The sequence below is a fragment of the Nostoc sp. C057 genome (genome assembly GCF_013393925.1).
Classification (GTDB): domain Bacteria; phylum Cyanobacteriota; class Cyanobacteriia; order Cyanobacteriales; family Nostocaceae; genus Nostoc; species Nostoc muscorum_A.
Map to the genome: position 1 here is coordinate 2,104,545 of NZ_CP040281.1, position 13,576 is coordinate 2,118,120.

General features: G+C 41.4%; 10 protein-coding genes. 8 read left to right on the forward strand and 2 right to left on the reverse strand.

All coding sequences use genetic code 11. The annotated features are described in order from the left end of the window. Nucleotides 1–111 precede the first annotated feature (111 nt). The 3 genes from arsM (at nt 112) to arsS (ending at nt 3,198) form a co-directional block, all read left to right on the forward strand. Nucleotides 112–1,080, forward strand: coding sequence for an arsenosugar biosynthesis arsenite methyltransferase ArsM (arsM, locus tag FD724_RS09500; protein WP_179072437.1), 969 nt, complete (start codon nt 112–114; stop codon nt 1,078–1,080). Between the two features lie 125 nt (nt 1,081–1,205). Then, nucleotides 1,206–2,165: an inorganic phosphate transporter gene (locus FD724_RS09505; RefSeq protein WP_114082688.1), complete on the forward strand. Its 960-nt coding sequence runs from the start codon at nt 1,206–1,208 to the stop codon at nt 2,163–2,165. A gap of 43 nt (nt 2,166–2,208) precedes the next feature. Next, nucleotides 2,209–3,198 (forward strand): arsenosugar biosynthesis radical SAM (seleno)protein ArsS, encoded by a 990-nt coding sequence (arsS, locus tag FD724_RS09510; protein ID WP_179072438.1) that lies wholly within the window; start codon nt 2,209–2,211, stop codon nt 3,196–3,198. A gap of 512 nt (nt 3,199–3,710) precedes the next feature. On the opposite strand, the gene FD724_RS09515 is transcribed toward arsS, so the two are convergent. Beyond that, a complete protein-coding gene (locus FD724_RS09515) occupies nt 3,711–5,198 on the reverse strand; it encodes a right-handed parallel beta-helix repeat-containing protein (RefSeq protein WP_179072439.1) in 1,488 nt (495 codons plus the stop codon). A gap of 843 nt (nt 5,199–6,041) precedes the next feature. On the opposite strand from FD724_RS09515, the gene FD724_RS09520 reads away from it, so the two are divergent. The 5 genes from FD724_RS09520 to FD724_RS09540 all read left to right on the forward strand — a co-directional run bounded on the left by FD724_RS09520 (nt 6,042) and on the right by FD724_RS09540 (nt 12,350). After that, complete coding sequence (locus FD724_RS09520; protein WP_179072440.1) at nt 6,042–7,049, forward strand: zinc-dependent alcohol dehydrogenase family protein; 1,008 nt, start codon at nt 6,042–6,044, stop codon at nt 7,047–7,049. A 9-nt stretch (nt 7,050–7,058) separates the two neighbouring features. Further along, nucleotides 7,059–9,281 carry a pentapeptide repeat-containing protein gene (locus FD724_RS09525; protein ID WP_179072441.1) on the forward strand — a complete coding sequence of 741 codons (2,223 nt, stop codon included), beginning with the start codon at nt 7,059–7,061 and terminating at the stop codon, nt 9,279–9,281. A gap of 231 nt (nt 9,282–9,512) precedes the next feature. Then, nucleotides 9,513–10,151: a plasmid pRiA4b ORF-3 family protein gene (locus FD724_RS09530; RefSeq protein WP_179072442.1), complete on the forward strand. Its 639-nt coding sequence runs from the start codon at nt 9,513–9,515 to the stop codon at nt 10,149–10,151. Then, nucleotides 10,148–11,566 carry an ISKra4 family transposase gene (locus FD724_RS09535; protein ID WP_179072443.1) on the forward strand — a complete coding sequence of 473 codons (1,419 nt, stop codon included), beginning with the start codon at nt 10,148–10,150 and terminating at the stop codon, nt 11,564–11,566. Before FD724_RS09530 ends, FD724_RS09535 begins: the two co-directional genes overlap by 4 nt. Before the next feature lie 151 nt (nt 11,567–11,717). Continuing rightward, nucleotides 11,718–12,350: a tyrosine-type recombinase/integrase gene (locus FD724_RS09540; RefSeq protein ID WP_179072444.1), complete on the forward strand. Its 633-nt coding sequence runs from the start codon at nt 11,718–11,720 to the stop codon at nt 12,348–12,350. Between the two features lie 87 nt (nt 12,351–12,437). Here FD724_RS09540 and FD724_RS09545 read toward each other — a convergent pair whose 3' ends face one another. Then, nucleotides 12,438–13,574 carry a sensor histidine kinase KdpD gene (locus FD724_RS09545; protein ID WP_179072445.1) on the reverse strand — a complete coding sequence of 379 codons (1,137 nt, stop codon included), beginning with the start codon at nt 13,572–13,574 and terminating at the stop codon, nt 12,438–12,440. Nucleotides 13,575–13,576: the final 2 nt, after the last annotated feature.

Genomic DNA, 13,576 nt, shown 5'->3' on the forward strand with positions numbered 1-13,576 from the left:
CTGTTCTAGGAAGATTTGAGGTTTTTGGCAATCTGAGCAATAACTCATCCAACTCAGGGTTAATTATATTAGGATGCACAAAGCTGTCATCATCTAAAAATCTAAAACTGCATGACTTATCTAGAAACAGCAGCGCAATTTTACCGCGAAGTTGCCGAAACCCCGCAAGTTGGACTTTGTTGTGTGCAAAGTACACCCCTGCAACTACCAGGGTTGAAAATTCCTTTGGCTATGCAGGAAATGAACTATGGTTGTGGCACTACCGTTCACTCCACCGAACTAGGAAATCAGCCTACTGTGCTTTATGTCGGCGTTGGTGGCGGCTTAGAAGCGTTGCAATTCGCTTATTTTTCCCGCTATGCAGGTGCTGTAATTGCCGTTGAACCGGTTGGGGCTATGCGGGAAGCAGCCGTACGCAATCTGGAAATTGCTGCTCAAGAAAATCCGTGGTTTGACACGAGTTTCGTAGAAATCCGCGAAGGTGATGCTTTTAACTTACCCGTTGCTGATGCTAGCGTCGATATTGTGGCGCAGAATTGCCTTTTCAACATCTTTGAACCAGAAGATTTAAACCGTGCTTTAAAAGAAGCCTATCGGGTATTAAAACCAGGCGGACGTTTGCAGATGAGCGATCCAATTGCCACTAGCCAAATTCCAGCACATCTTCAACAAGATGAACGACTCAGAGCCATGTGTTTATCAGGCGCACTTACATATCAAGAGTATACTGAACGGATTACAAATGCTGGCTTTGGTCAAGTTGAAATTCGTGCCCGTCGTCCTTATCGTCTACTAGATTCCCAGACTTATAATTTAGACGAACACCTAGTTTTAGAAAGCCTGGATTCTGTCTCCTTTAAAGTTGAGATTCCAGAAGATGGTGCTTGTATTTTCACGGGGAAAACAGCAATTTATGCTGGCTCGGAACCCTTCTTCGATGACTCAGCAGGACACTTACTCCAGCGAGGTATTCCCGCAGCAGTGTGTGATAAAACTGCCGCTAAACTTGCGGCTATCAAGCCAGCAGAAATAATTGTTACCAACTCAACCTGGCACTATAGCGGTGGTGGTTGCTGTTAATTTCTTAAGACAGAATTCAGAATTATTCTGTACGACTGGGGTATGAATGTATAATTAGAATATTTTAAAAATTGCATTCTTAATTCTGGATTCTGGATTCTGACTTCTTATTTATAAACCCCAAAATGTTGTTAATTAGTTTATTTATCGCTACGCTTTTTTTAGCATATTCGAATGGTGCCAATGACAACTTTAAAGGGGTAGCAACGTTGTTTGGTAGCCGCACTAGTAGCTATCAAACAGCAATTTTATGGGCAACTTTTACAACTTTAGGTGGTGCAGCAACTGCAACTTTTTTGGCAAGTACATTAATTAAAAACTTCTCTGGTAAAGGATTAGTGCCTGATGCGATCGCTAATTCACCAGAGTTTCATCTCGCAGTTGCGATCGCAACTGGTCTAACTGTACTGATAGCCACCCTTATGGGGTTTCCCATTTCCACAACTCACAGTTTAATCGGTGCGCTGGTTGGCGCTGGATTAGTTGCGATCGGACTCAAAGTCAATTTTGCCGTTTTGGGAACTTCCTTTGTTTTGCCTTTATTTCTCAGTCCGATCATTGCCATTCCTTTCGGAGCAGCAATTTACAGCTTATCTGGCTATATAAATTCCAAATGGAACCTACCAGTCAATCAAAAAATGATTGATACTTGCCATTTTCTCAGCGCCGGAGTTGTGAGTTTTGCTAGAGGATTAAATGATACTCCCAAAATTTCCTCACTCATTCTAGTTATTGAGTATTTTTCGGTGCAGGGAGGAATGATCACGATTGCGATCGCAATGGCACTTGGCGGTTTACTCAACTCCCAAAAAGTTGCTGTCACCATGAGTGAAAAGATTACCTCATTGAATCCTCCTCAAGGCTTATCAGCAAATATAGTAACTGGAATTCTAGTGATTGCAGCTAGTCTGTTTGGACTTCCTGTTTCCACCACTCATGTTTCAGTTGGATCTATTTTTGGAGTCGGTTTGATTGGCAAAAAAGCCAATATGCGTGTATTTTATCAGATACTATTATCGTGGATTTTAACTTTACCTATTGCTGCAATTATTAGTGGAATAATTTACAGATTATTACAAGGTTAGAAAAATTGAATAATTTTTTTTCATATTTAAGGAATAGTACCTAATGCAAACTCAATCCAAAATTACATCATTTAAAAATAAACTAAATTCACCTTTGACAAAAAAGGGGATCTCTGTTTTACAAATTAATCTAGGTAAGCGTTGTAACCTTGCCTGTACACACTGTCATGTCGAAGCTGGGCCAAAACGTACAGAAGAACTTTCTCCTGAAATTTGCAAACAATTGATTTCGCTAATCCATAAATTTCCCGAAATTAAAATTGTGGATTTGACTGGTGGCGCACCAGAAATGAATTATGGATTTAAGCCATTAGTAGAAGCAGCAAGAGCAACCAGCAAGCAGGTGATTGTCCGGTCTAATTTGACTATTTATTTTGAAGATGGATTTTCTGATTTACCAGAATATTTTGCTCAACACCAAATAAGAGTTGTGGCTTCCCTACCATGCTATTTAGTAGATAATGTTGATAAAATGCGTGGTTCTGGCGTTTTTGATAGTTCTGTCAAAGCTTTGCAGTGGCTTAACCAACTCGGCTATGGTAAAGATGAAAATTTAATTTTGGACTTGGTATTTAATCCCCAGTTACCCACTACTGAAAAATTTTCCTTAGCTCCCGAACAGACTAACCTAGAACAAGATTACAAAATGTTCTTACAAGAACATTTTAATATTGTATTTAACAACCTCTTCACCATTACCAACCTACCAGTTGGTAGAACCAAAATACATTTAGAACGGAGAAAACTACACAGTAGCTATTTGCAGTTTTTAGAGTCAAATTTTAATCCTGGCACAGTTGAACATTTGATGTGCCGCGATCAACTTTCAATTGACTATCTAGGAAATGTATATGATTGTGACTTTAACCAGATGATGAATTTGCCTGCAAAAACTGGTAATTCTGAACCACTAACAGTTAGCCAATTGCTAGAAGCTGGCAGTCTAAACCTGATTAGTGAGATCCAAACTGCTGCTTATTGCTATGGTTGTACTGCTGGGTGTGGTTCTAGTTGTGGTGGTGCTTTGCTCTAAGGCTGCTAAAAAAAGTCTGTTACCAAAATTGTTACCAGTGCGTTGTTGTTGGGCTGTTACTTTATGATGAGATTTAGTTAAGCTCCTTACACCACACTAAAAACCGTGAAACATTATGTTTCGCGGTTTTTTTTCCTTTTCTGTACAGTGACAAATTAAATGGCAATACACTTCAGATAAGACCAAAACACTTGTAGATACGGCGATTTATCGCGTCTCAAAAACCCAAAATTTTTGCCAGTAGCCCCTTAACCCAAGCGTATTGAATTAAATGGCGTTGAAACAAATTTGTGTCATCAAATAAATTCTTATTCACTTTAGACTGACAAAAATTAGTGTTAATACAGCTTGTAACTTCCCTGTGCCGTTTCTAAGCTTAATACTAGAGAGTTCAAGCTTCACACCACACCCTCGATGACATTAATTTGTCACTGTACATTATCCTTTAAGGCTTTGGTATAGCCAAGCCAAACTCCGATCCAAAAATTTGGATTTTATTAAATCAACTTTCCTTACCACTCCCATCGACCGATGTCAGGTGCCGAACCAGAGTAAGGAAGTCCTACATTAGTTCCTCTATCCACCATAAGACTGCGTGACGAAGCCGCCTTGTAGTAAGAGTTCCAACGGTCGCCTGTACCTGTAAATCTGGGATCGCCCTGAATGTTTGTCGCATTAACCGCGAATTGGCTCTGCCAAGTTGGTTTTGCTGGGTTCGTATTCCTGCGGAGATTATTAGTGAAAGCAATGTTTTTACCTCCTTGCACATCGTCTCCTTGAGAGTTCAAGAACACATTATTTTTGATCGATATCTTGTCTGCTGAGTCTAGCTGTAGGCTATTCCCCAAGGTATCGAACACGTTGTTGTGAATCTTGATGTTGGTAGCTAAATCGGGAATGAAGACGGCAGTACTGTTCCCGAAACCAAATTGAACTTTACGAGCGACATTTGCGAAAATATTATTGTGGATGTTGATGTTGTGATTTTCTATACTTCCGCCCCATGCTTTCCCTCCCCAGATCGCAATACCGAAGCCCTTATCCTGAAAGTAGGAGTCGGATATCTCAACTCCACTCAAGGCAACCTCGATTGACTCCTTAACACTCTGTCCGTCAATATCTTTTATTCTTACGTTTCGCATCTTGAGATTGCTTGGGTGCGTAGCTGTCGGCTGATAATCATTCATTACTGCATGATTAACCATCGATAACCACGTATTACAGGTAACGTTGTAGATTTCGTTTCCATAACTCAAATTCCAAAGTTCAATGGAAGCATCCTCGCTCCACTGGGAATCAACTTCCGGAACCTGGATATCGCAATCGTGAATCTTCACGTTACGCAGATGACCTACATGCATGAACTTGATACCGTATCCTTTATTTTCTCGGATAGTAATGTTGTAGATGTCAGCGCCATCAAGTCCCCCAAGTCTCAAGTTACCGGTAGATCCTCCCGATACTCCATCTGCTGCGGAGTTAATAAACGTGCAATCATATATCGTTGTGTTCTTCATCCACTTTCTCTCTGGAAGCGGGACGAACCACCACATATTGCCACGGGTAAAAACTGCACCGCTGTGCTGGAAATCTTTGAAGGTGACATTATGCATAGTCACGTTATTACGATTTTCCACCCAGACACCGGCTTTGATGGTCTTGTCGTTCCCGTCTATGGTGAAGCCGCTTAAGGTCTGATTGCCGTCTGTCGCCTCAACCATCTCAGAAGGAGGCCCGTACCTAGGGCTTGAGCCGGAGTAGCTAGGCGAGACAAGCTGAATAATGCTTCCATAATGCAAAAGGCTCCAGTCGCTGCTACCTGTGTTTATTCCTGGAGCAGGAATCGCACCGTTGCTAGTGATAGTCACGCTTGATTCACCTGCTCCCTCGATATTTACTCCTGGCGGAAGTACCGTCGCTTCCGTTTCCCTATAGACACCTGCATTCAGGTAAATCGTGTAGTTTTGATTCGGTTGAACTCGTTTTGCTGCATACGCCAACGTCCTCAATGGCTTGCCTAGCGATCCATCGCCTCCGGTGTCGCTTCCCGTGGGAGACACGTAGACGTACAAGCTCGTGGTAGATTGGGTAGCCGCGACTTTTGCGCCTCCCCCGTACCTCGTACCGTAAAGCTTACGATCGCTGTTTTGTACAGATTCTGCCTCTAAAGTGGAACCATCGGACTTATTACTGCTATTAAACGAATGAATAACGGTAGGTGTAATGTTAGCGATCGCAGGAGTTTTTTGGGTAGTTACTAACTGGGTTGTGACTACAGCTACCAAAACAATAGTAGTTAAAGCTGCGTAGAAAAGAAGGGAGCGTAGAGTCTTTATCATTACTCAAAGGAGGGAAAGGCGATGGACGCAAGGGAGCGGAGAAATGAGGAAAGAATGACAGGAAAAAGAATAGAAGGCTTTCTAGCGTGAGAAGTACTGCGGCGGCGAACTCTTCCTCGTAAGGAAGAAGTAAGACTACTTGGAAATTTTTATCCAGTACCTATCGATAGATAAACTGTAAAAAACCTACCATTCTATGTTTCACCTGAGTATTAAGATTTATTCGTGTGAATTTACGTCCTCTACCCTAAAGTCCACACTCTTATGGCTATACAGCAAAATAGTTCCGTTAGCGGTAGCGGGGCGTTTAGCTCGTGCTGAGTGAAGAGTTAGGAGTTACGAATTCTCCCCCTGCTCCCCTGCCTTCCTTAACAGATAAATTAAATTTGCTTAACTGAACCATATTGGGCTATACAGCAGTTTTCCTTCAGACATAACTTTGTGTCTACCCTCTTGCGCTAAAGTTGCATAAGAATGTGCATCTAAAGCCAGGAGGAAAGAATAGTGAAAGCAGTCTTGATGACAGCAGCTGGCAGTCCTGAAGTTCTACAAGTACAGGAAGTGCCAAACCCTGCGGTTCCCGTAGGGAATACTGAACTTTTAGTGCGTTTGGTGGCGGCTGGCATTAACCCCATTGACACTAAACTTCGTAGCCGAGGCACTTTCTACCCCGATCGCACGCCGACAATTTTAGGATGTGATGGTGCCGGTGTAGTTGAAGCTGTGGGTGCTGGGGTTCAGCGTTTTTGCCCAGGCGATGAAGTATACTTTTGCTACGGCGGTTTGGGCGCACACCAAGGTAATTATGCTGAATATACCGTTGTGGATGAGCGATTTGTGGCACGTAAACCTGCCTCTATCTCCTTTGCCGAAGCAGCCGCAGCGCCTTTAGTATTAATCACCGCCTGGGAAGCTTTATACGAACGGGGACGATTGTCACCTGGGGAACGGGTTTTCATTCATGCGGGTGCTGGTGGTGTCGGTCATGTAGCAATTCAATTGGCGAAACTCAAAGGTGCTACTGTTTCTACCACAGTGGGTTCTGAGGAAAAGGCTAATTTCGTCAAAGAACTTGGTGCAGACCATGTAATTTTTTACAAACAAACCGACTTTGTGCAAGCGGTATTAGATTGGACTGGCGGCGAAGGCGTAGACTTGGCTTTTGATACCGTAGGCGGCGAAACCTTTCACAAAACCTTTCCCGCAGTGCGAGTATATGGTGATATTGTGACGATTCTCGAACCAGATGCCAATACTGTTTGGAAAACTGCGAGATTACGCAATCTCCGCATTGGTTTAGAATTAATGCTGACACCAGCGTTGCTAGGATTGGAAGACAGCCTCCAGCACCATGCAGAAATTCTCGAACAATGTGCCACCTGGATCGATGAAGGCAAGTTAAAAATTCATGTTACTCACAAGTTTCCTTTAAAAGAAGCAGCTAAGGCGCACCAACTAATTGAAAGCGGTTCTGTGACGGGTAAAATTGTTCTACTAATTAGCGACGAATGATCGAACAATTTGCATAATTTATTTTTTAAACATAGATGCACCCAGAGGTTAAACGCAAAGATAACCAGAAAGCTCTATCTGCGTACCTCTGCGCTTTCCTTTGCGTTCCTTTGCGTTTTACTTCTCCTCCTCCCCCTACCTACTTCAGCAGCACAAACGCAACCAGAACGCACACCCTTAACTCTAGAATTATTACAAGAACGTCTCCGCACACCCACACTCCGCGAAGGCAATTTGACCGTAGATTTGCAGAAGATGGTGATTGATTTGCGTCCCGAAAACGCTAGCTTTCGTGATGCTTTTTACCAACTATTGCGAAAAGAGCTAGGTACAAAACCTCTGGGTTTAGACCTCAGCTATGCCCTGATTTTAGGAGATTTTGTGGGTAGCGATTTGGGTTTAAGAACCTCCTTGTACGCCCAAGCTATTGCTCCGATTTTCACAGCTACTGAAAAAGAAGAACTAGCACGTTTGCGCTTTATTTGTCTAGAATCGCTAGCGAACTCCAAAGATTGTCGATCGCTTTTGGGAACAGAGCCAACCCCATCCAGTGAAATTGCCGTCTTTCGTGGTGTCTTGAAACTCGTGCAAACTCGCTTCAATGGCGAAATGAAGTTCTCTCATACATTCTTTCTTCAGTCTGTGGATGCCCAAGGTGCAACTTTTCTCCAATCCACGAATTGGGCTGAAACCCGGTTTGGTCGTCCCGTCAGCTTTAGTGGTACTAAATTTAAGCAACCAAGCAATTTTCAGGGCAGTATTTTTTTTGAAAAAGCTAATTTTAAACAAACTCAATTTCAAGAATTCGCTGATTTTCAGGGGAGTATATTTGAAAAGATTGCTAACTTCAACCAGGCAAGTTTTAAGCAATTGGCTAAATTCAGTAGTGTGAAATGGCAAGAAAATGCTGATTTTTCTGATGTCCGCTTTGCCAATCAAGCCCAGTTTACTAAAGCAAATTTTAATCAGTTTCTCTTTTTAACAGATGCGACTTTTGAGCAAGCTCTCATATTTCGAGAAGTGGAGTTTAATCAATCAGTTAATTTACAAGGTGCAAGTATTCTCAATCAAGCAGATTTTAGCGATGCCAGGTTTTCTCCAGAAGCTTGTCTAAGCGTACCTGGTTTAACTTTTAACTCTAACCAAGCAAAAATTTTAGGTAATCCTGGTCAAATTGGGAAGATGTTCTGCATTCCTACATTGCAAGGTAATCAAAATATCTTGCGGAATTTGGGGCAAAATTTCCGTCAGCAACAACAAGTTGCCGATGCTAATGAACTGGAATACACAAAACAACAGCTGCGATTAGTAGAAATGAGTCGCCGTTTGACAGCTACAAATATTAATAGTGCAAGTGTTGCCAGTTTGATTAAACTGGGTTTTTCCGCAACTCAAGCCGCAGCGATCGCCCAGCGTCGTCTGATCAAATCTTTTCGCAATAGTACTGAGTTATTGACTTTAGCAGACATCGGTTTAGAAAAATATACACAACTGAGCGATCGCTTAATTGTTGGCGAATCCCTGTCTATTGGTGGGTGGTTACTGCAAGCTTGGAGTTGGTTGGGATTGAGTGTACTGCTGTTGTTGAGTGGCTATGGGACAAATTTTTGGTTAGTGTTTGGCGTGGGAGGAGTTGCGATCGCATATTTTGGCTTACTATTTTGGCTAGTGGATCGCTATCGCCGCCTGCATCCCGTACCAATTATTCCCACATCTTACGAAACCATTGCGATATTAGTCAGTTTTAGCGTTTTAGAATTCTTGAGCTTACTAGCCATCTTTCGCAATGCTCAACAACCTTGGCTGACATTGGGGTGTCTTTTCATAATTATTGTCCCCGTACCGCTAGCATTATTGATCCGACTTTACCAACAAGGTCGTTATCACGATTTAATGAACGTTTCTTACTTCACCGAAGATGGCACATTTCGCCAGTTACGATTGTTGATTGGGCGTTTACCAGTGATACCAAGGAATCAGACATTTCGTGAACGATATATGCCTCTACTGAGCGATCGCCGTTGGAACTGGCTCAACTACTATGATTTTAGTCTCAACAACTTAGTGAAATTAGGATTTAACGACATTCGCCTGCGAGACGAACACTTACCAGGCATCATCTCTGCACTAGCTTGGTATGAATGGAGTTTAGGTGTAATTTACATTACTCTTGTTTTGTGGACTCTTTCTCGTACAATTCCGGGATTGAATTTGCTAATTTATCTGAAGTAGCTTACCACGCGATTAGCGGTAATGAATTTATTAAGCGGGACACTTCTTAACTCATCAAAAATATGGGTCTGAAACCCCGTACTTCACGCAATGTTTTAAAGTAATGAGTAAGGAGTAATGAGTAATGAGTGGATAAAAACTGGGTATTTACTCATTACTCATTACTTATTACTTATTGGAGAGCGATTTTTTTCGGGGGAGATGGCACAGGGAATACGATAAGATGACCCAATGAGGGATTCTGAGCAACTTGTCATCTACCAGCTTCATATTTTTATCCTGGGCATTAGTCCAATGATTTGGCGTAGGATAAAAATCCGCAGTGACAGTACAATCGCCGATTTGCACTACATCATCCAGATAGTAATGGGATGGACAGATTCCCACTTACATCGTTTCATAATCCACGGTAAGCATTACGGAATTGCTCAAATTGGGGGAATATGGTTTTCTGACGACCCTAAAGTTGTCAAATTATCAGATTTTGACTGGCGAAGTAGAGAGCGTTTTTTATACGAATATGACTTCGGTGATAACTGGCAGCATCAAATTCGGGTTGAAGCAATTCTCGCTCCAGAATCAAATTGCTTTTATCCAGTCTGCATTAGTGGTAAACGTGCTTGTCCTCCAGAAGACTGTGGTGGCCCGTGGGAGTTTATGGCACAAAAACAGGAATACTCAGTAATACACATAGCAAATCGCTTCAGTGAAATTGTGGAAGAAGGTGATATACCTGGCAATATTGAAGAAATATACGAACTACGTCAATGGTTAATGGTTAACCATTTTGACCACCAAAAAGTCAACCAACGGTTACAGCAATATGCGGCTGGTGATAAAGAAATGTTATTTGAGCAGAGGATAGTGTGAAAGTCAAAATCCAAATAGTTGTGGAGTCAGATAATGGAGAAACCCAAGTTGTCCAAGAAATTATGCAGATTTCGCGTGGTGCTTTACAACCAGAAAACTTGGGACTAAAACTAGCAGAAGCCAAAACATTACTACAAAGTCTCCAACGCAGCCTAGCCGAACAACAGATAGCAGAGTACTCTCTTCAACAGGAATCATGTTTGCACTGTAGTAAGAAACTATTGCATAAAGACAAGCGCACAATTGTATACCGCACGTTGTTTGGCAAGTTGCATCTCCAATGCCCTCGACTATTTCACTGTCCCTGCCAGGAGCAACCAACCCGCAGCTTTAACCCAGTAGCCAAATTACTACCAGAACGTACTTCCAGAGAACTATTGTATCTGGAGTCTAAGTATGGGTCTTTGATGTCTTACGGACTGTCTGTGAAACTATTACAGGAAGTATTACCAATAGAAGGTGAAATAAACACTACAGCGATACGGAATAACTTACACAGAATTGGTCAACGCTTAGAAGACGAGTTGGGGGAAGAAAAAAGAGGATACATTGAAGGCTGTCCCAGAGATTGGGAGGAATTGCCCCGACCTGATTTACCGTTGGTACTGGGAATGGATGGTGGATATGTTCGTTCCTACGACAAAAAATCGCTTTCCAAAGGTAATTTTGAAGTTATCGTTGGTAAGAGTATAAAAGCAGACGGTACATCCAAGCGATTTGGGGGAGTTTATTCTTACGATACCAAACCCCAACGTCGCATCTTTGAGGTATTGATGTCTCAAGGAATGCAGATGAATCAACAAGTAACTTTCCTCTCAGACGGTGATGAGAAGATACGCGAACTACAGCTTTATCTCAATCCCAACGCAGAATATCTCCTGGATTGGTTTCATATCACCATGAGGCTGACAGTAATGAGTCAGACTGCAAAAGGACTTAGCAAAAAAGATACCGAACTAGATACAGACATACCAAAAGAGTTGGAACGAATTAAGTGGTATCTGTGGCATGGAAACCTGTTCAAAGCATTGCAATTGATAAAAGACCTTGTGGATGACCTAGAAATCGTCATTTTTGATGGTAATAGCCGAATAGAGCTAAAAAAACTGTTTAAAATGGTGTGGGAGTTTGAGAGCTATATTTCAAACAATGGGGCTTATATCCCAAACTATGGAGAACGTTGGCGAAATGGCGAAGCCATAGCCACTGGATTTGTGGAATCAACAGTTAATCAAGTCATTAGCAAGCGGTTTGTCAAGAAACAGCAGATGCGCTGGACTCCTAAAGGTGTTCATCTTCTGCTCCAGGTGAGAATGTTGGTTCTCAATGAAGAGTTAGAGAGCAAATTCCAGCAATGGTATCCTGGTTTTAGAGTAGATAGCCAGCCGACTCAAGAAGTATCTCAAGTCGCTTAAATTATCAGTATAAAGAGTCATTTAAATTACCTTGAAGTGACGATTTACCGTAAAATACTGGTCTGTTTTTTATGTCTATGTGCTTACCAACTTTGGAGCGTAAGTTGGTAAAATTAGCTCATACACCCCAAGGTTTTCAGGGGGTTGAGTTATGACAGCACAAACCGTCCAATCATCGAAAGTTGGTAAAACTGAAAAACCAGAGCGTCAATCGCCTAACTTTTGCAAATACTCCGAGGTCAGGACTAGGGAACATTTGTTACCAGAAGAAGTTGAGTTGATGCGGTCAGCTATCAAAAAATCCAAAGGTCGCCACGCTCACCGAGACTCAACCCTAATTTTGCTTTGCTACCGTCACGGATTGCGAGTGGCAGAGGTGGCATCTTTGCGGTGGGAGCAGATAGATTGGAATGGTGGCACAATTTACGTGAAGCGAGTCAAAAAAGGAACACCCTCGGTTCAACCACTTTCAGGTTTGGAGATTCGCTCTCTCCGTCATCTGCAACGAGATTATCCTGCTAGTCCCTATATTTTCCAGTCTTCTCGACTTAGCCCGTTGGCACATGATACGATCGCAGGCATTGTTGAACGAGCTGGTGAATTAGCTGGTTTACCTTTCCCTATTCATGCTCATATGCTACGGCATGGAACTGGTTATTATTTGGCGAATCGAGGCATTGATACCCGAACCATTCAAAGTTATTTGGGGCATAAAAATATTCAGCACACTGTTCGTTACACCGAACTTGCATCTACCAAGTTTCATGGACTTTGGGATGATTAATGTTTAAACCCCTTGCTTAATTCTTGCCCATCTCCCCCGAAAAAAATCGCTCTCCTTATTACTCATTACTCCAAAATCACCGTGCGTTCACGCCGGGGAGTATGTCAACACTGATGCTAGTCTTGGCAAGCGGAACCAAAATCTAGAACCACCTTCAAGACGAGGTAAATAACCAATCATACCTCCCCAGCGTTCAAGTGTGATTCTACAAAAATAAAGACCTAAACCAACTCTCCCTGATTTACCTTTGCCTTGAGAGAACTTTTGAAATAAATTCTTTTCCATTTCTGGCGGTACACCCAAACCACAATCATCTATAGTAACTAAAACATATTGCCCATCCAGTTGTAGACCAATAGTCACAATAGAATCTGGTTTACTATATCTATAAGCATTTTCTACTAGATTAGAAATCACTCTATCTAAACGAGATTTATCTGCCATAACTTTCCAGTCTGCTGTCATATCAATATTGGTAGCAAGCTGTAATTGTATATTATTAAGGGCAAAGTTCAGTTTTGAAAATTCAATTACCTCTTGTATAGAACTTAAGATATTAGGTGCTTCTTCAATATCGATATGAGAATTTTCTGTTAATGCTGCTTCAGTAGAAAAAGCGTCTAAAATATCTTTAATCAGCATCTCTTGTTTGAGACATTGCTTTATACCAGTTTCTAAATATTCTTTTCCTTTAGGCGTTAGGTTTTCAAATTCTAGTAGTGCAAAACAGCAGTTTATAGCGCTCAATTCCACTGCTATATCATGGACAAGACAATGAACTAGAACATCTTTTTTTTGATTATCTTTAAGTAATTGCTGATAAATCAATTTATATTCTCTAGCTTTTTGGAGAATATACTGCTGTTCTTGATAAGAGTCTTCCAACGCCTCAATCAATAAAAATTTCTTATTATCCACCCAAATGGCATAAGCTTTAAATTGATATTCTTGTCCAGTTGCATCTATTTCAGTCCATAAACCTGAACTGAGTTTTTTAGTATTATTGTTAGTCCAAAATTTTTCGGCATCAACTAAAAAATTATTTAAAAAAGAAAACTCTTCATGTGGTATTGATATATTCATTCCTGATGCTAAATTTTTACAAGAAAATTGATTTAACCAATCAGGTATATTACCAATAATTTTAAATAAACCTGCATCAATTTTCTCTAACACCAGAATGTTCAAAGCCGTGAGTATATCATTCGCGATCGATGTATTCATGA